At 37.7% G+C, this 18,446-nt stretch carries 7 protein-coding genes; 6 read left to right on the top strand and 1 reads right to left on the bottom strand.

Annotated elements, in window-relative coordinates:
- Positions 1 to 56: 56 nt before the first annotated feature.
- On the bottom strand, positions 57 to 4,178 hold the full coding sequence (locus QOX35_RS07005; RefSeq protein ID WP_283686315.1) for a hybrid sensor histidine kinase/response regulator transcription factor: 4,122 nt from the start codon (positions 4,176 to 4,178) through the stop codon (positions 57 to 59).
- 199 nt (positions 4,179 to 4,377) lie between these two features.
- Here QOX35_RS07005 and QOX35_RS07010 point away from each other — a divergent pair, with 199 nt between their 5' ends.
- The 6 genes from QOX35_RS07010 to QOX35_RS07035 all read left to right on the top strand — a co-directional run bounded on the left by QOX35_RS07010 (position 4,378) and on the right by QOX35_RS07035 (position 18,419).
- On the top strand, positions 4,378 to 7,212 hold the full coding sequence (locus QOX35_RS07010; RefSeq protein ID WP_283686316.1) for a TIM-barrel domain-containing protein: 2,835 nt from the start codon (positions 4,378 to 4,380) through the stop codon (positions 7,210 to 7,212).
- A 76-nt stretch (positions 7,213 to 7,288) separates the two neighbouring features.
- Positions 7,289 to 10,456, top strand: a complete 3,168-nt coding sequence (locus QOX35_RS07015) for a SusC/RagA family TonB-linked outer membrane protein (protein ID WP_283686317.1) — start codon at positions 7,289 to 7,291, stop codon at positions 10,454 to 10,456.
- A gap of 20 nt (positions 10,457 to 10,476) precedes the next feature.
- Positions 10,477 to 12,093, top strand: a complete 1,617-nt coding sequence (locus QOX35_RS07020) for a RagB/SusD family nutrient uptake outer membrane protein (RefSeq protein ID WP_283686318.1) — start codon at positions 10,477 to 10,479, stop codon at positions 12,091 to 12,093.
- Between the two features lie 19 nt (positions 12,094 to 12,112).
- The gene (locus tag QOX35_RS07025; protein WP_283686319.1) at positions 12,113 to 13,987 is read left to right on the top strand and encodes a hypothetical protein; all 1,875 of its coding nucleotides are present in this window, start codon (positions 12,113 to 12,115) and stop codon (positions 13,985 to 13,987) included.
- A gap of 109 nt (positions 13,988 to 14,096) precedes the next feature.
- The gene (locus QOX35_RS07030; protein ID WP_283686320.1) at positions 14,097 to 15,797 is read left to right on the top strand and encodes a cellulase family glycosylhydrolase; all 1,701 of its coding nucleotides are present in this window, start codon (positions 14,097 to 14,099) and stop codon (positions 15,795 to 15,797) included.
- A 123-nt stretch (positions 15,798 to 15,920) separates the two neighbouring features.
- Positions 15,921 to 18,419 (top strand): glycoside hydrolase family 2 TIM barrel-domain containing protein, encoded by a 2,499-nt coding sequence (locus QOX35_RS07035; RefSeq protein ID WP_283686321.1) that lies wholly within the window; start codon positions 15,921 to 15,923, stop codon positions 18,417 to 18,419.
- Positions 18,420 to 18,446: the final 27 nt, after the last annotated feature.

Consider the following 18,446-nt stretch of genomic DNA (forward strand, 5'->3'; position numbering starts at 1 on the left):
TTTAGCTTTAAATCTATTCCGTATGTTTCATAAAGGGGGGTAATATGTTTACTGGATCATTTCGATACGTTTTTTTTATACTCATTGGGGGTTACACCAAATTCCTCTTTAAAATACTTGCGGAAATATTTGGGATCATTAAATCCTACCTGAAAGGCAATTTCATTGACAAACATCTGGCTTTTTTCCAATAAATCAGCTGCTCTCTTTAAACGAATAAAGCGGATAAACTCAGAAGGGGTCTTATCTGTCAGAGCCAATATTTTTTTGTAAAAATATACCCGGCTCATACCCATCTCTTTGCAAAGGTCTTCTACAAGAAATTCAGGATTTCCAATGTTTTCTTCCACAATCGAGATTGTTTTTTGTACAAACTTTTCGTCCATAGATGTTATCTCTATTTCGCTCAGGGAGATATCTATTTTCTTCTTGAAGTTGCTATGTATCTTTTTCTGCCTCTCGATGATCTTGGCTATTTTTAGTTTCAGCATGTCAATGTTGAAAGGCTTGGAGATATAATCATCTGCTCCTGCCTCAATACCCGAATATTTGCTTTCTTCCGACGATTTGGCCGTAAGTAGTATGATCGGAATATGTGAGGTTCGTATATCACCTTTTACATGCCTGCAAAACTCATAGCCATCCATTTTTGGCATCATAACATCGCATAATATAATATCCGGTAGTTGATCGAGTACAATGCTGTATCCTTCTTCTCCATCATTTGCTATAACGGTGCGATAATCGTCTATAAACAAGCTGGTGATAAATTCACAAAAGTCTTCATTGTCGTCTACTATTAGTAAAAGCGGAAGATGTGCCCGTTGCGCCGACTTTAAATCGAGCTCGGCTCCTTCTTTTATTTCGCTAATAGAAATATCACCCGAATGTATAATGTCTTGGTTGCTTAACTCCTTATATGTCGAATTTTGTATAGGCAGTAATATTGTGAAAGTAGAACCCTTTCCTTCTGTACTTTCCACTTGTATTTCGCCTCCATGTAATTTTACATATTCACTGGCTAAATGGAGTCCAACTCCGGTTCCAGATTGATTGTTTTTTTCTGCTTTTTCTATTCTGAAGAAGCGTTCAAATATTTTCTCGAGGTATTCTTTCTCTATGCCAACGCCTGTATCAGAAACTTTCAGGCATAGCTGTTTGGTTGGTGTATCTGTTTGTAGCAGTTCAGAAATGCCAATACTGACATCTATCTGTCCATCTTCTGTATATTTGAATGCATTGGAAATCAGATTGGATATGATTTTATGCATCTTTTCTTTATCAAATTCCATCTGCAGTTCTTGCAGATACGTTGTGAATGTAAGTTTTATTGATTTCTCTCCTGCCAATGCCGAGAACGACTGACATATTTCTTTTGTAAATTCTATAATATTCCCTCGTGAAATATTCAGAGTCATCTTGTTTTGGTCAAACTTCCTGAAATCAAGTATTTCGTTCACCATGTTCAGCAAGTTTTTAGCATTCTTGTGCATGATGCTCATCGTTGCTTTTTGCTCGTCCGATACAGATGATTTCATAAGTTTCTCCAACGGTGTAAGAATGAGCGTGAGCGGAGTCTTGAATTCATGGCTTATATTGGTAAAGAATTTGAATTTCAATTCGTCTACTTCATGTATTTTCTGAGCTTCCAGTATTTTTTGAGCCTGTTCGTATTCTTCTTTTTGTTTATTCAACTTATATTTTATGAAAAACCTTAAGACCGTGATCGTGATGAGTATGTATATAATGGTTGCCCACCATGATAGCCAAAATGGAGGTTTTACTACGATTGTCAAAACAATAGGGTCACTGCTCCATACATTATCGTCATTGCTGGCGTAAACAATAAGTTTGTATGTGCCGGCATTAAGGTTGGAATATGACGCCGAGCCGATTCCGGTGCTTGTTTCAGTCCATTTGTTATCCAATCCTTCCAACATGTATTTATACCGATTCTTCTCGGGATGGATGTAATTTAGGGATGAAAATTGTATTGTAAAATTGGTTTCACCGTAATGTAAAACAATCTCATCGAGGTCTGTTATTGATTTTTCGAGAATAACACGTCCATTGTATTTTGTATTCGGTTTAATCACCTGATTGGTAATAAGAAGATCTGTGAAATGCGGTTTAGGTACATTTTTATTAAACACTATTTTTCTTGGATCGAAAGATGTATATCCTTTAGTGCTGCCTATGTAGATAATTCCGTCTTTGTCTTTAAATATAGCATTCGTATTAAATACCGAACCCGGCAGTCCGTCGTTAACATCGAAAGATGCGATTGTATACGTCAGTTTCTGATTGTCATACTTACAGTAGAAACAGACCAGTCCGTTTCGGGTTCCTGCCCATATATTGCCATCATTATCTTCTATGAGTGATACAACTTCATCACCCGGTAGTCCCTCGTTGGTTGTAATGTATTCAAATCGTTGTTTTGTAGGATAATATACATTGATCCCTTTGTCCGTAGCAATCCATAAAAGACCTCTTGAATCTACAATCAGATTGTTTATGACAATGCTGGTAAGGGAATCGAGAAATGTGTTGTTCGGAAAGTATTTTCTTACTTCTTTTTTACTTTCGTCTAATACGCATATTCCTCTGTCGGTACTTAGAAATATATTATTTTGAGTATCTACAAACATAGATACAATATAATTGGATAAAAGATCTTTACTGTTACTCATATTGTGATGAGTAAACGTATCCCTTGCTGGATTTAATTGATCTATACCGCCCCCAAGAGTTGCGATCCATAAATTATGGTCGTTGTCTTCGGTAAGGCTATACACACTTTTGCTCGAAAGTGAATTTGGGTTTGTCTCATTCAATTGGAATTTCTTGAAACTTTTACCGTCAAAGGCGTTCAGCCCTCCCATAAAAGTTCCAATCCAAAGTGTTTGTCTGTGATCTTCGTATATTGATGTGATAATATCAGACGAGATGCTTCCCGCATCGTTAGGATTGTTACGAAAGCGTTCTATTTTCTCCGTGTTTTGATCGTATTTGATAAGACCGGTTCCATTTGTCCCTATCCAAAGATTATTACTCTTGTCTTTGTATAAACTATTGCAGTCGAATATCTCTGCATTTTTGTTGAACATATAAAAGAGAGGCGATTTCTTAAATTTGAAAAGGTTTGGATGGTAATAAGATGCTCCACTTTTGTATGTTCCTACCCATACAGTCCCGTTAGGTTCACTATAGAAACTGATGATAGAGTTCTGACTGATGGAATTATGATTGTATATATCATTTTTAAGAACCGTTATCTTTTGATTCTTTTTGTCCAGAATGCTTATTCCACCGTGATCTGTTCCTATCCATATCAGTCCGTTAATATCCTGTCCCACACATCTAACAAAGCTACTCGATAATGCAACCTTACTATTGGTGTCCAGTAAAGTCCATTGTCCTTTTTTTGTATTTAGATATACTACGCCTTTATCCGCTATACTTGGATAAACCCAAATGTCATTATCAGAATCTATAAATAAGGATTTCTGTATCGTAGAGTTTTGGTTGTTGTCTTTAAAGAACGTATTTCGCATGTCCACTCTGTTTGTCTGCATGTTTACACGTTCCAAAAGTCCGTCGTTGTGAAGAACCCAAATGTAGCTATCCTTTATTTTTATATCGGAGATATCAGACAGAGCCAGATCATTTGTATTCTTCGATTGCTTGTAGATTGTTATTTTGTTAGTAGTTGCATCGTATTTGTGAATACCCTTTCCCGGATATGATATGTATAAATCTTTCTTCTTGTCAATTTCTATAATAGCTGGTGCGGGTGGTAACCCTATATCGCTTAGCAGTGAATCTATATTGTTTATAAAAGATTCCGATTTCCAGTCATATAGCATATAAACCCCTGCACTCGACTGCAACCATAGGTTTCCCTTTATATCTTCTTGTATTCCTGTAAAACGGTCGTAAGATGGACTTTTGCTGTCATTCTTTATATTCTTATATGTTTTAAAGTTTATCCCGTCGTACCTGTTGAGCCCCATATTTGTACCAAACCATATAAAACCACGGCTGTCCTTCAAGATTGCTTCCACTTGATTGTTTGATAAGCCGTTTGTATTATTCAAATGAGAGAATTCAAATTGCTGGGCTTTTATGATAAAAGAGAATAAGAGGAATAGAAGGGTGTATAATGGTTTTTTCATTGCTAGGTATTCAGGTTCGATGGATACAAATTTATATAAATAAAGCGATTCCTAATGTTTTGTTAGCATTTTAATCCCTAAATGGAAACATTTAACCCCCTGTAGAATATCTTTAACGGTCGCATTAAAAACATTTAAGAATGCCTCTCTGCATATTCAGGGATATTTTTGTATCAATGAAACTTAAACCATAATAACCATGAAAAAAAATCAACTGCTTTTGGTCGGTTTATTGTCGATGGCTCTATTCATCGGCTGTAAAAGCGGACCATATCAGAGAACGAGTGACGGAATAATTGTAAACCTGAAAACGGACAATGCTTTAGCTACAAAGAACATCAGATTGCAAGTTGTCAATGATGATGTAATTCATGTTTCGGCTACTCCCGGTTATAAGTTTTCTGACAAAAAAAGTCTTATAACCATATATGATAAAACACAAACAACAGGATGGGATGTTAAAGAGGAAAACGGAAATGTTGTTCTTAAAACAGCATCTACCATTGCTACGGTATCTTTGACTACAGGAGAGGTTACTTTCTCTGATATCAATGGTAATGTACTTCTAGCTGAAAATAAAGGAGGAGGTAAATCATTTTCTGATATCGAAGTCGAAGGAACAAAAGCATATACTATGCAGCAAGTCTTTGAATCTCCTGCCGATGAGGCTTTTTATGGACTTGGACAACATCAGGCTGATGAGTTTAACTACAAGGGAAAGAATGAGGTTCTTTTCCAATATAATACAAAAGTGTCTGTTCCGTTTGTTTTATCGAGCAAAAACTATGGGATACTTTGGGATAACTACTCATTGACTAAATTCGGTGATTCTCGCGATTATCTCGACTTGGATCAATTTAAGCTATATGACAAAACAGGAAAAGAAGGTGGGCTGACCGCTACTTATATGGTAAATGCCGATCCAAATAAAGTTTTTGTAGAAAGAGCAGAATCTCAGATTGATTACGAAAATTTGGAAACAATAAAAAAGTTTCCTCAAGACTTTCCGTTTTTTAATTCTCGCATCACATGGGAAGGAGATATAGAAGCAAAGGAAACAGGTAAATATCATTTTATACTTTATTATGCAGGTTATACAACTATATCATTAGATAATGAGGTAATAGTGCCTGAAAGATGGCGTACGGCATGGAATCCGAATAGCTATAAATTCACAGTGGATATGAAAGCCGGAGAAAAACGTAAAATAAAACTCGATTGGAAACCTGATGGTGGTATTTCATATATAGGACTTAAAGCTTTGAGCCCGAAATCTCAGGAAGAACAAAACAAGTTGGCTCTTTGGTCAGAGATGGGCGATCAGATCGACTATTATTTTATTCGTGGAAACAGTGCCGATGATGTGATCAAAGGATATAGGACTGTTACAGGAAAATCGCAAATTATGCCTAAATGGGCAATGGGATTCTGGCAAAGTCGCGAAAGATACAAAACTCAGGCAGAATTACTTGGCGTTGTAGATGAATACCGCAAGAGAAATATACCACTAGATAACATAATATTAGATTGGTCGTATTGGCCAAAAGATGCATGGGGAAGCCATGATTTTGATACCGAGCGTTTCCCTGATGCAAAAGGAATGATGGATAGCGTACATGCAAAAGATGCGCATATTATGATTTCTGTATGGCCTAAGTTTTATTATACGACAGATAATTACAAGGCTTTTGACGAAAAAGGATGGATGTTTAACCGTGCTGTGAAAGATAGTATTCGCGATTGGATTAGCCCGGGTTACATTGGAGGATTTTATGATGCTTACAGCGAAGGTGCTCGCAAACTATTTTGGGATCAGTTGAACGAAAAGCTATATTCTAAAGGTATTGATGCTTGGTGGATGGATGCTTCCGAGCCGGATATTTTATCAAATGCAAGTATGCAGTACCGTAAAGAGCTAATGACTCCTACAGCTTTAGGCCCATCAGTTGAGTACTTTAACGCTTACGCCCTTGTTAATGCACAGGGTATTTATGAAGGTCAGCGTTCTACTAATCCTAACAACCGTGTCTTCTTGCTTACCCGTTCTGGTTTTGCCGGACTACAACGTTACTCTACAGCTACATGGAGTGGCGATATCGGTACTCGTTGGGAAGATATGAAAGCTCAGATTTCAGCCGGACTTAACTTTGCTATGTCGGGTATTCCTTATTGGACAATGGATATCGGTGGTTTCTGTGTCGAAAAACGTTATGAAAATGCGAAAGAAGGCTCAGAAGATATGAAAGAATGGAGAGAGCTGAATGCTCGTTGGTTCCAGTTTGGTGCATTCTGTCCGCTATTCCGTAGTCATGGACAATATCCTTATCGTGAGATCTACAATATTGCTCCTGAAGGTCATCCTGCATATAATAGCATGGTTCATTACACCAAACTTCGTTATCAGATGATGCCATACATCTATTCATTGGCCGGAATGACATACTTCAATGATTATACCATTATGCGTGCTTTGGTAATGGATTTTGGAAAAGATACAGCTACTCATAACATAAGCGATCAATATATGTTTGGACCGAACCTGATGGTTTGTCCGGTATATCAATACAAAGCAACATCCCGTGATGTATATTTCCCTGCCGGTACAAATTGGTACAACTATGATACAGGAGAATATGTTACCGGAGGAAAAAGCATAAAAGTATCTGCACCCTACGAACGTATGCCTCTCTTTGTACAAGAAGGTTCGATTTTGCCTATGGGGAATGATATTCAGACTACCAAAGAAGCTCAAACAGATCTCACCATAAAAGTATATACAGGTAAAAACGGAGAGTTTACTTTATACGAAGACGAAGGGGTAAACTACAACTATGAGAATGGGGCATATTCGACTATTAAGTTCAGTTATGATGAAGCCTCTCAGCAGCTTACTGTCGATGATATTAAAGGCGAATATACGGGTATGGCTAAGGATAGAATATTGAAAGTAGAATGGATTACCAAAGGAAAGAAAAACACAATATCTGAAGTGAAATACTCAGGAAAGAAGATCTCTGTAAAAAGGGCAGAATAAAGCAGAATTATTGTTATTACATAAATCACTTTTAGTTCAGATTCACTAATACTATTAAAAAACCATGAATGAGAAAATGACTAGATTTTTTCGGCAAACAAGTTGCATTTGTTTGCGGAGGGTATATCTGATGCTTATTATCAGCTTACTCTCAGTTGCTGGGCTTTATGCACAGTCAGTACGTGGAATATCGGGAACCGTAACCTCAGATGGCGAACCTCTTATTGGAGCCTCTGTTGTAGAAAAAGGTACAACAAATGGTACCTTGACTGATGTTGACGGAAAGTTTACCTTAAGTGTGAAAGAAAATACAACGATCGAAGTGTCCTATATTGGATTCACTTCCAAAACGTTTGCAGTTGGGCAACAAACAGTATTCAACGTAGAGTTGAAAGAAGAAGCCAATGTGTTGAATGAAGTTGTAGCCATAGGTTATGGAGTTCAGAAGAAAAAGCTGAATACAGGTGCTACGTTACAAGTAAAAGGCGATGAGGTAGCTAAATTAAACACTACCAATCCTCTTCAGGCTCTTCAAGGGCAAGCTCCGGGAGTACAGATTTCTTCTACGTCCGGACAACCGGGTGCAGATATGAAAGTTACTATACGTGGACTTGGTACAATAGCGAATTCAGGGCCGCTTTATATTATCGATGGAATTGAAGGAGATATCAGTGTATTGAATGCCGCAGATATTCAATCTATCGATGTTTTGAAAGATGCTGCTTCTGCTGCCATATATGGTGCTCAGGCTGCAAATGGTGTTATTTTAGTAACTACAAAACAAGGATCGAAAGGAAAAGGACAAGTTTCTTTTGATGCATATTATGGGGTGCAGAAAGTTGCACGTAAAGCCAAAATGCTCAACGCCAATGAATATATGGCAATAATGAATGAGCAAGCATTAAATTCGGGATCGGCTTTATTTGACTTTGATTCGATGGGCACTCTTGCCAATACAAACTGGATTAACCAAATGTTTAAAGATGATGCTAAAACTGAAAACTATTCGTTGAATGTGAATGGTGGTTCAGAGGCTTCTCGATATGCTCTTTCATTGAATTATACGTCTCAAGAAGGTGTCGTTGGAGGTAAAGATGTCTCTAATTATGAACGTTATGGTTTCCGTATCAATACAGAGCATAAGTTATATAAGGAGATATTGACGGTGGGGCAGCACTTAAACTTTAACTATATCAAAAATAGAGGTATAAATGTTGGAAACCAATATAATAATACTTTGCGTGGAGCTTTTATTACATCTCCTTTGTCACCTGTATATAGTGATAATAATATCTATGACAGCCCTTATAATGATACGAGCAACTCGCCATGGTATAAAGGTGATAGTAATCCATACGGTTTAATGATGACTAACTCTAACAATAAGAATGATTCTCAACGATTGATGGCTGATGTATATGCAGAATTAGAGCCAGTTAAAAACCTTAAGTTAAGATCAGTATTCGGTATTAATTATTATGCATCCGAATATCGCAGTTTCGAGCCATTCTACCAGTTCTCTATATATACTTATAATAAAGATCATACGACTACATTACAGAATATGAGTAAAGGTCATACACTGACTTGGACTAATACCGCAGGTTATGATTTTACTTTGGCCGATGACCATGCCATCAATGCTTTAGTAGGTATGGAGGCAACACGTTATCAGGGAACATTCCTTTCTGGATCTAACAGGGATTTGTTATCTCAGTTTAATGATTTCTCCCATGCATACTTGGATAATACAACAGGACAGGCCCATTTAGATAGTGATGGCAATGTTGTAGAAACAAGAAGTGTAGGTGGTAGGCCTGAACACGATTATCGTCGTGTGTCTTATTTCGGACGTGTTGGCTACAACTATAAAGAGAAGTACATGTTCAATGCAACTTTGCGAGCTGATGGTTCATCCAAGTTTGCAAAAGGTAACAGATGGGGATACTTCCCTTCGTTCTCTGCGGGATGGGTGATTACAAATGAAGACTTTATGCAAAGTGTTGTGGAGAGCAGAACCCTAGATTTTTTGAAGCTTCGTTTAAGTTGGGGACAGGTTGGTAACCAAAATATAGATGATGATCAATATCTTGCACCAATAAATACTTCTACAGCTTATACAAGTAGCGATCCCGCTGCATATTATAACTTCGGAACAAGCAAAACAAACGTTGCCGGTGCTTATCAAAGTCGTTTATCTAACCAAAGTGTTAAGTGGGAGACTTCAGAACAGCTCAATATTGGGTTTGATGCCTATATGCTAAGAAATAGATTAGGGATCAATGCTGATTTTTACACAAAGAAAACAAAAGATTGGCTGGTTGTGGCTCCTATATTGGCTACAGCGGGAGCCGGAGCACCATATATAAATGGTGGTGATGTAAAAAATACAGGGATTGAACTTGGCTTAACATGGAGAGACAATATTGGTCAAGTAAACTATAATATAGGTGTAAATGGATCTTACGATAAGAATAAAGTAGGCAATATCCCTACGGATGATGGCATAATTCATGGTCTCACAGGAATGCTTTATGATAACTCTGAGGAGTTTTACAGAGCTCAAAATGGTTATTCAATTGGCTACTTCTGGGGGTATAAAACCGCTGGGGTATTCCAAAGTGAGGAAGATATCGAGGCTTGGAAAGCTGCCGGTAATGGTATTTTACAGGCTGACGTAAAACCGGGAGATGTTAAGTATGTTGATCGCGATAAAAATGGGAAAATAGACGCTACAGACAAAACCGATTTGGGAAATGGTATGCCAGATTTCTCTTTTGGATTTAACCTCGGATTCGAATATAAAGGATTTGATTTTAACCTGAATGCGAATGGAGTAATGGGCAATAAGATTGTTCAATCGTATCGTAACCATACCAACAAACAGTCCAACTATACAACTGCAATCCTTAATCGTTGGACAGGTGAAGGTACTTCAAACAAAATTCCTCGTGTAACAGAGACAAATATAAACTGGCAATTCTCTGACCTGTATCTGCAAGATGGTGATTTCTTACGTATAAGCAATATAAGTATTGGTTATGATTTTGCGAAACTAATCAACCTGAAATGCATCAGCCAGTGTCGTCTGTATGCATCAGTACAAAATGCATTCACATTTACTAAATATGATGGAATGGATCCGGAGATCGGTTATGGTACATCAAACTGGGTGTCAGGGATAGACTTAGGTTATTATCCTCGCCCGAGGACTTATTTATTCGGTGTGAACCTTAAATTTTAACCATTAAACGAGAATAAACTATGAATAAGTTTAAACATATATTAGTAGCAGTAGCTGTAAGTATGGGACTATTCTCCTGTTCTGATAGTTATCTTGATACAGAATCTAAAACAAATCTGACTGATGGCAGTTTTTATAAGACTGTTGCAGATATGGAAATGGCCTTGATCGGTTGCTATGACGGATACCAGCGTACTACTTCCGATGGTGGAGTTGCGCATTATGTTACCTCAGAACTTCTATCTGATAATTGTTTTGGCGGAACCGGTAATACTGACGGACGTGCTTATCAGGCTTTAGACCGCTTCGATATTGCACAATCGCCTTCTGATAATAATATATTCAACCAGACTTGGATAAGCTATTACGCAGGCATTTTTCGTTGCAATAGGTTATTGACTAAGATGGAGGCTTCAGATTGGAGCGATCAGGCAGCAACAGTAAACCGCATCGCAGGCGAAGCTCGCTTCATTAGAGCTCTTTTGTATTTCGATCTTGTTCGTTTGTTTGAACGTGTTCCTCTTCTGACTGCACCAACAACCGATAATGTACCTCAGGCTGATCCTACCGATACATACAAGTTGATCGTTGAAGATTTGAAATTTGCTGCAGCTAATATTCCTGCCGATGCTTACCCTAAAGCTAAAGCTAGTGAGAATGATGGTCGTGTAACCAGTTTTGCTGCAAAAGCTTTATTGGCTCGTGTATATTTATTCTATACAGGTTATTATGCTAAAGATGATTTGGGTGTAACCAAGGCTGAGGTATTAGCTGGATTGGAAGATATTGTTGATAGTGGAGAGTTTGATCTATTGCCTACATATAAAGAAATGTGGCCTGCAGCAAGCTATATACCGAATGCTGACGATAATAAATTAGATAAATCGGGGTATGCAGGAGCAGGAAATGTAGAGGTAATTTTTGCAGAAAAATTCAATAATACATCCGACTATAACGGAATGGTAGATGGAAACCGTTGGTTGGTTATGTTGGGAATGCGTAATACAAACTGGTCGCCTTATGGTAAAGGCTGGGGCGCGTGTACTGTAAATCCTAAATTAGTGAATGCTTTTGCTGCTAACGACCAAAGAAAGACAGCATCAATAATTGACATAGCTAAAGAAGGAATTGAAGCTAAGTATGATAAGAAAGACCAACGCGAGTATACCGGATATTCAAATAAGAAATATACGCCAATAGCTTTGCCTGATGGTACTTCTGATACCGGAGGTGATAATGACTTTCAGATTTCTCAAGATCAGGATTATGTTATTATACGCTATGCGGATGTGCTGTTAATGGCTGCCGAATTGGGGTCAAACAATGCACAAAATTATTATGACCAAGTGCGTAAGCGTGCAGGACTTACAACTAAGACAGTCTCTCAGGCTAACATTCTGGAAGAGCGTCGTTTCGAATTTGCATTCGAAGGCCTTCGTTATTGGGACTTACTTCGTCAGGGGCTTGATGTTGCTGCTTCTACTATCGCCCAGTCACAAAAAGTATTGAGCGGCAATGCAGAAGATGAAGTTGTAATCACTGCTGAGAATATTAAGAAAACAAGAGGTTTCATGCAGATACCGAATACTCAGATTACATTATCTAAGAATGTTCTTACTCAAAATGCAGGTTGGTAACAAACAAAAACTAATAATTATGAAGAAACTGATTAATATATTTACATTATTCGCTCTTTTCGCGATGATGTTTGTTTCTTGCTCTCCTGATGATTATAGTTTAGGAAGTAAGAATGTAAAAGCAGAAGATTTGGTTGAAGGTATAGCTTTCAAGATTGAACACGATGCTTCAAACCCAAATATTATTTATCTGACAAGTTTGATGGGAAATGGTTATACTCCACTATGGAATCATCCTCAGGGACGTAGCCAGAAACAAAAAGTGACGTTGAAAATGCCTTTTCCAGGTACTTACAATGTAACATTCGGGGTAGAAACACCCGGAGGAATTGTATATGGAGAACCTGTTACTTTTACGGTTGATGATTTCTATGCAGACTTTGTAAATGACGATGTGTGGACTATGATCTCGGGAGGAGTAGGTAAATCCAAAACATGGTACCTAGACCTTGATGCCGAAGGAGTTAGTCGTCATTTCTTAGCTCCGATGTATTTCTTCACAGGTACATATAACTGGGATGCCCTTCACACAGCTTCAGGAGATAATTATCTTGATGCAGATGCATGGGATTGGAAAAAAGCTATCACACCTCTTGCCGGAGACGATGGTAATGCTTTATGGTATTGGCTTGCAGACTGGCCGGGTAATAAATGGATGTGTGATGCAGCTGACTTTGGAACAATGACATTCGACCTGATTGGCGGTGCAAATATCAAGGTAGATCAACAGGCTTATGGCTTAGGATCTTACAATGGTTCGTATATGGTTAATGTAGATGAACATACTATTGCCTTTACCGATGCTTATCCTGTTAATGTAACAGGTCGAAATGGAGAGGTATTGGCAGCTACCGAATTCAGGATATTATATTTGTCGGAAGACTTTATGCAGATTATGCTTGTTCCGTCAGGTACATGTTTCAACTATATTTCTAAGGAATATAAAGATAATTGGGTTGCAGGAGATCCGGAACCTCCATATAACGGAAATGCGAATGATGATTTAACATCAACATTTACAAAGAAATGGAAGTTGTCTGTTAATACTCCATATAACTGGACTGGTCTGGATGGTACATTTCTGAATAATTGGAGTTCGCCGGCTGACTATTCTGTTGCAGGCTATCCATACAATAAGAGTATGATTGATAATATTTCTTTATCGATGACAAAAACAGGAGAAAAAACCGGAAGCTATATACTTACCGATGGCACAGCTAAAGAAATGAAAGGTACATATAAGACTGATGCTAATAACAATATAATTTTTGATACAGACATAAGTTTTGCTATTTCTGGGTCACAGATGTTATCTACAACAGGGGATAAAGCTTTAAGAATTATTCGTTCAGAAAAAGATGAATCAGGAGAATTATCAGGCTTATGGTTAGGTAGACGTGACAATACCGATGCTAAATACATGGTATATCATTTTGAACTAATGAAAGCAGCATCAGAAGATGAGGGTACTAGTATGACTATTGATCAATCTAAGATAGTTCATGGGGATCTTGAGTCTAACGGGAATCTAAGGATTGAAATTTATAATGCATACGGAAGTACTGCAGCCAGTCCTCCTGTGAAGCCTTCGGATTTTATTTTTGATAAGAGTATTTCTGTTACTTTCACGCTTGGTGGGGTTACCTTAAAAGCAGGAGCAATTGGAAGTTACAAAGCTGCTTTGTCTTTTGCCGATGGTGATTGGTCTGCTCAATACTGGGGTGGGGGATCAGGTGATACGAATGTTTCTGGAAATGGGACGTATACTGTATGGTGTGCTCCCGGAGTATCTGATGGACTGATGGTTTTCACTGTTGATGTGAAAGATTTGGCTAACGATATTGTCGACTTAAGTGCTGTTACTGTTAAAGTCGATAAAATAACAATAAAATAAATATCTAAGGATCTGGATAATACAAAATATTGTCCAGATTCTTCTTATTATTAAAACAGGGAATTAGGCTGATCATTATTGATAGCTTATTTTCTATTATAAAAAAGGTATGAAAAAGTATATTATTTTATTATTGTTATGTCTAGGTGTGAGTATAGCTAACTGGAGTTGTTCCGGCGACGAAGATAAACCCGATCCGGAGTTAATTGTTTCAACAGATAATCTGACTTTCACAAAAGATGGTGGAGATAATACCATACATATAAAGACAAACCAAAAATGGACTGTAGCTAGTTCTGAGTCTTGGTGTACTGTTTTGCCTGCATCCGGAGAAGAAACAGGGACCATAAAACTCACAGTATCAGCTCAGGCTAATACTACAACAGATATTCGTAATGCGACCTTGACAATAACTGCCGGGAATATAAAAAAAGAAGTAGCCGTTACACAGGCTCTGACAAATCTACTTGTTGTAAAGAAGAATATATATGATGTAAAATCAGAAGGAGAAAATATAACTGTCGAGCTACAAACATCAGGCTCTCACGAAATAGTAATAAATGGAGATTGGATTACAAAATCCTCAACGAAAGCAGTTTCAGACGTTTCCGAAGTTTTTGTTATTGCTCCTAACAAGAATATTTTTGAAAGAGAAGGTACTATTGTATTCAAAGTCGGTAATTTGTCAGAAACAGTTACAATTGCTCAAGCAGCAACAAGTCTGAATATTGTGGCTGATAAGACAGGAATGAATAACGACGCTCCGGCTCTTGCTGCAAAAATGGGACTTGGGTGGAATTTAGGCAATACGCTCGAAGCTACAGATGGAACTACTGCCGGAGAAACAACATGGGGCAACCCAAAGGCGTCTAAAGCTTTGATAGATGCAGTAAAAGCAGCCGGATTTAATACCGTGCGTATACCATGTGCGTGGAATGCATATATCGAAGATCAGGCTACATATAAAATATCGGATGCAAGACTTGCCCGTGTGAAAGAAGTTGTAGACTATTGTATTGATAACAATATGTATGCAATAATTAATATCCATTGGGATGGTGGCTGGCTTGAAGAAAATCCAACCTACGACAAACAGGTCGAAGTAAATAAAAAGCAAAAGGCATTGTGGGAACAAATTGCTGTTTATTTCCGTGATTATGACGAACACCTCCTTTTTGCAGGGACAAACGAAGTTCATGCCAATTATAATACACCATCGGCAGAAAATATAGAAGTACAGCAGTCATACAACCAAACATTTATTAATGCAGTGCGGTCTACCGGAGGAAAAAATACTTGGCGTAACCTTATCGTTCAGTCATACAATACGAATATAGACTATGCAGTAAACTATATGAAAATGCCTACAGATCCTACAGCCAATCGTATCATGGCGGAAGTTCATTACTATGACCCTTACGATTTTACACTAGCTGAAGAAAATACAATTTTCCTCTGGGGTAAAGATTTTTCAGGAGCCGGAGTTTCCACATGGGGACAAGAAGATTGGGCTGATACGCAATTTGGAAAAATTAAAACAAATTTTGTAGATAAGGGAATCCCTGTAATCTTAGGTGAATATGCTGCAACATTAAGAGCATCGTTGAGTACTGCCGATTATGCAAATCATGTAAAGGCTCGTAATTACTATCTGAATTATATAACTAAGGTGGCAGTTCAGAATGGACTGATTCCTGTTTACTGGGATAATGGTCCTACGGGTGATAAAGCATCAGGTCTGTTCAATAGAACTACCGGAGAGCAAGTACATACAGATGCTATTAATGCTATTATTAGCGCAGGGAAATAAAGTGTAGAAAAAGATTGTGAAATCTTTATTGGTTTTTATTGGTTTTTTAAGGTTGAAATTGATAGAGGTCGGATATGTATCTTCCGACCTTTATTTCTAAATTTAAGGATTATAATATCAGACATGAAAAAACATTATCTATTTCTTTTTATTTGTACAGTTCTCTTTTCGTGCTCTTCGTCAAAGAAAGTAAGAGAAAATGTAGACTTTACCGAAGGTTGGAAATTCTATCTGGGAGATGATTCTATAGCATACAATACTCAATATGACGATGCAAAGTGGAGAATTCTTGATCTTCCTCACGACTGGAGTATAGAAGCAGATTTTTCTCTAAAGAATCCGGCTACTCCCGGAGGTGGAGCATTACCGGGTGGTATAGGTTGGTATCGCAAAGACTTTGTAGTAGATAAATCCGATAAAGGAAAGAATGTATATATCGATTTTGATGGTATATATTGGAACAGTAAAGTGTGGATAAACGGACATCTTTTGGGAGAGCGTCCCAATGGATATATTTCGTTTCGTTACGACTTGACTCCATATATTAAAGTCGGAGAAAGTAATGTTATTGCTGTTCGTGTAGACAACTCGAAACAGCCCAATTCACGGTGGTATTCGGGATCGGGCATTTATCGTAATGTGAGGTTAGTAACTACAAATGCTTTACATGTTGACCTTTGGGGTACTTATGTAACTACACCTACAGTAACAAAAGATAATGCCGAGATTAAGATAGAAACGAATATAAAAAATTCATCAGATCTTAGTCAAACATTTGAACTATATTCTATCCTGATAGATAAAGATGGAAAAGAGATTGCTGGAATAAATAATTCAGAAAGTGTTGGTATTGGAGAAAATATTTCTATGAACCAAAGTTTGAAAGTCTCAAATCCAATCTTATGGTCGATAGACAATCCATATCTCTATAAAATAGTAACCCGTATAGAGCAAAATGGGAAAGTTGTAGATGAATATGAAACTCCGTTAGGTATTCGCTATTTTTCTTTCGATCCGAATAAAGGATTCTTTCTTAATGGCGAATCTATAAAGATAAAAGGAGTGTGCAATCACCACGATTTAGGATTCTTAGGAGCAGCCGTTAATACCAGGGCTATTGAACGTCAGCTCGAAATTCTGAAAGAGATGGGATGCAATGGTATTCGTACCTCTCATAATCCACCTGCCCCAGAATTGCTTGACTTGTGCGACAAAATGGGGCTCATCGTTATGGATGAGGCTTTCGATATGTGGCGAAAGAAGAAATCACCGTACGATTATTCTCAATATTTCCCCGAATGGCACGAACGGGATTTGACCGATCTAATTCTTCGTGATCGCAATCATCCTTCTATCTTCATGTGGAGTATAGGAAATGAAATTCTCGAACAATGGTCTCATATAAATGCCGATACATTAGATTTGCAACAGGCTAACATGGTCTTAAATTTTGCCAATACATTAAACAAAAAAGATATTGACGCAAAAGAGCTTCACGTAAATTCCCTTTTGACTATAAAGTTGGCTGATATTGCCAAAAAGCTTGATCCTACACGACCGATTACAACAGGAAATAATGAAACAGAACCATCCAATCATATCTTCCGATCGGGTGCGATGGATATTATCGGTTTCAATTACCATGAAAATAATTGGGTGAATTTTCATGAGAAATTTCCGAATCAAAAGCTGATTATTACAGAGTCTACATCGGGACTAATGTCTCGTGGATATTACGAAATGCCTTCCGATAGTATGAACATTTGGCCCGAGAGATGGGATAAGCCTTTCGAACGTCCTGTGCATCATTGTTCATCATATGATAATTGTCATGTACCTTGGGGGAGCACTCACGAAGATACATGGAGACTCGTGAAAAACTATGATCATATTTCGGGTGTCTATCTGTGGACAGGTTTCGACTATTTGGGTGAGCCTACTCCATTCTGGTGGCCGTCTCGCAGTTCCTATTTCGGAGTAATTGACCTTGCGGGATTTCCTAAAGACATATATTATATGTATCAGAGTGAATGGACAAATAAGGATGTTCTTCATATCTTTCCGCATTGGAATTGGAAAGAGGGACAAACTGTAGATATATGGGCATATTTCAATAATGCTGATGAGGTAGAATTGTTTTTGAACGGTTTGTCTCTAGGTAAGAAAGCCAAAGAAAAAGATGTATATCATGTCTTTTGGCGTGTTCCTTTCCAAAAAGGTACTCTGAAAGCTGTTTCTTATAAAGATGGAAAAGAGGTGTTGACAAGGGAAGTTAAAACAACAGGTGATCCTTTTTCTATAAGGCTTACAGCAGATAGGCAGACAATCAAAGCCGATGGGAAAGATTTATCTTTTATTACGGTTGAGGCTTTGGATGCAGAAGGTAATCCTGTTCCTGTAGCTGATAATCTTATAAACTTTACGATAGAAGGAGATGGTTTTATAGCCGGAACTGATAATGGAGATCCTACTGATCCGAATTCTTTGAAAAAGCCTTCAAGAAAATTGTTTAGTGGAAAAGCTTTGGCTGTTGTGCAGTCTCATAAAAAGGCAGGGAAGATAATATTAAAAGCGACCTCTTCTAATTTGAAGCAAGCTTCTATAGAAATAAATAGCAAATAATATACTTTTTTATTTAAACATCTTATT

It is taken from the genome of Dysgonomonas sp. Marseille-Q5470, assembly GCF_951230145.1.
Classification (GTDB): Bacteria; Bacteroidota; Bacteroidia; order Bacteroidales; family Dysgonomonadaceae; genus Dysgonomonas.

Bases quoted from the DNA above. Each gene is read 5' to 3' on its own strand.
- QOX35_RS07030 (WP_283686320.1), top strand. From the start codon at position 14,097: ATGAAAAAGTATATTATTTTATTATTGTTATGTCTAGGTGTGAGTATA.
- QOX35_RS07035 (WP_283686321.1), top strand. From the start codon at position 15,921: ATGAAAAAACATTATCTATTTCTTTTTATTTGTACAGTTCTCTTTTCG.
- QOX35_RS07010 (WP_283686316.1), top strand. From the start codon at position 4,378: ATGAAAAAAAATCAACTGCTTTTGGTCGGTTTATTGTCGATGGCTCTA.
- QOX35_RS07015 (WP_283686317.1), top strand. From the start codon at position 7,289: ATGACTAGATTTTTTCGGCAAACAAGTTGCATTTGTTTGCGGAGGGTA.
- QOX35_RS07020 (WP_283686318.1), top strand. From the start codon at position 10,477: ATGAATAAGTTTAAACATATATTAGTAGCAGTAGCTGTAAGTATGGGA.
- QOX35_RS07005 (WP_283686315.1), bottom strand. From the start codon at position 4,178: ATGAAAAAACCATTATACACCCTTCTATTCCTCTTATTCTCTTTTATC.
- QOX35_RS07025 (WP_283686319.1), top strand. From the start codon at position 12,113: ATGAAGAAACTGATTAATATATTTACATTATTCGCTCTTTTCGCGATG.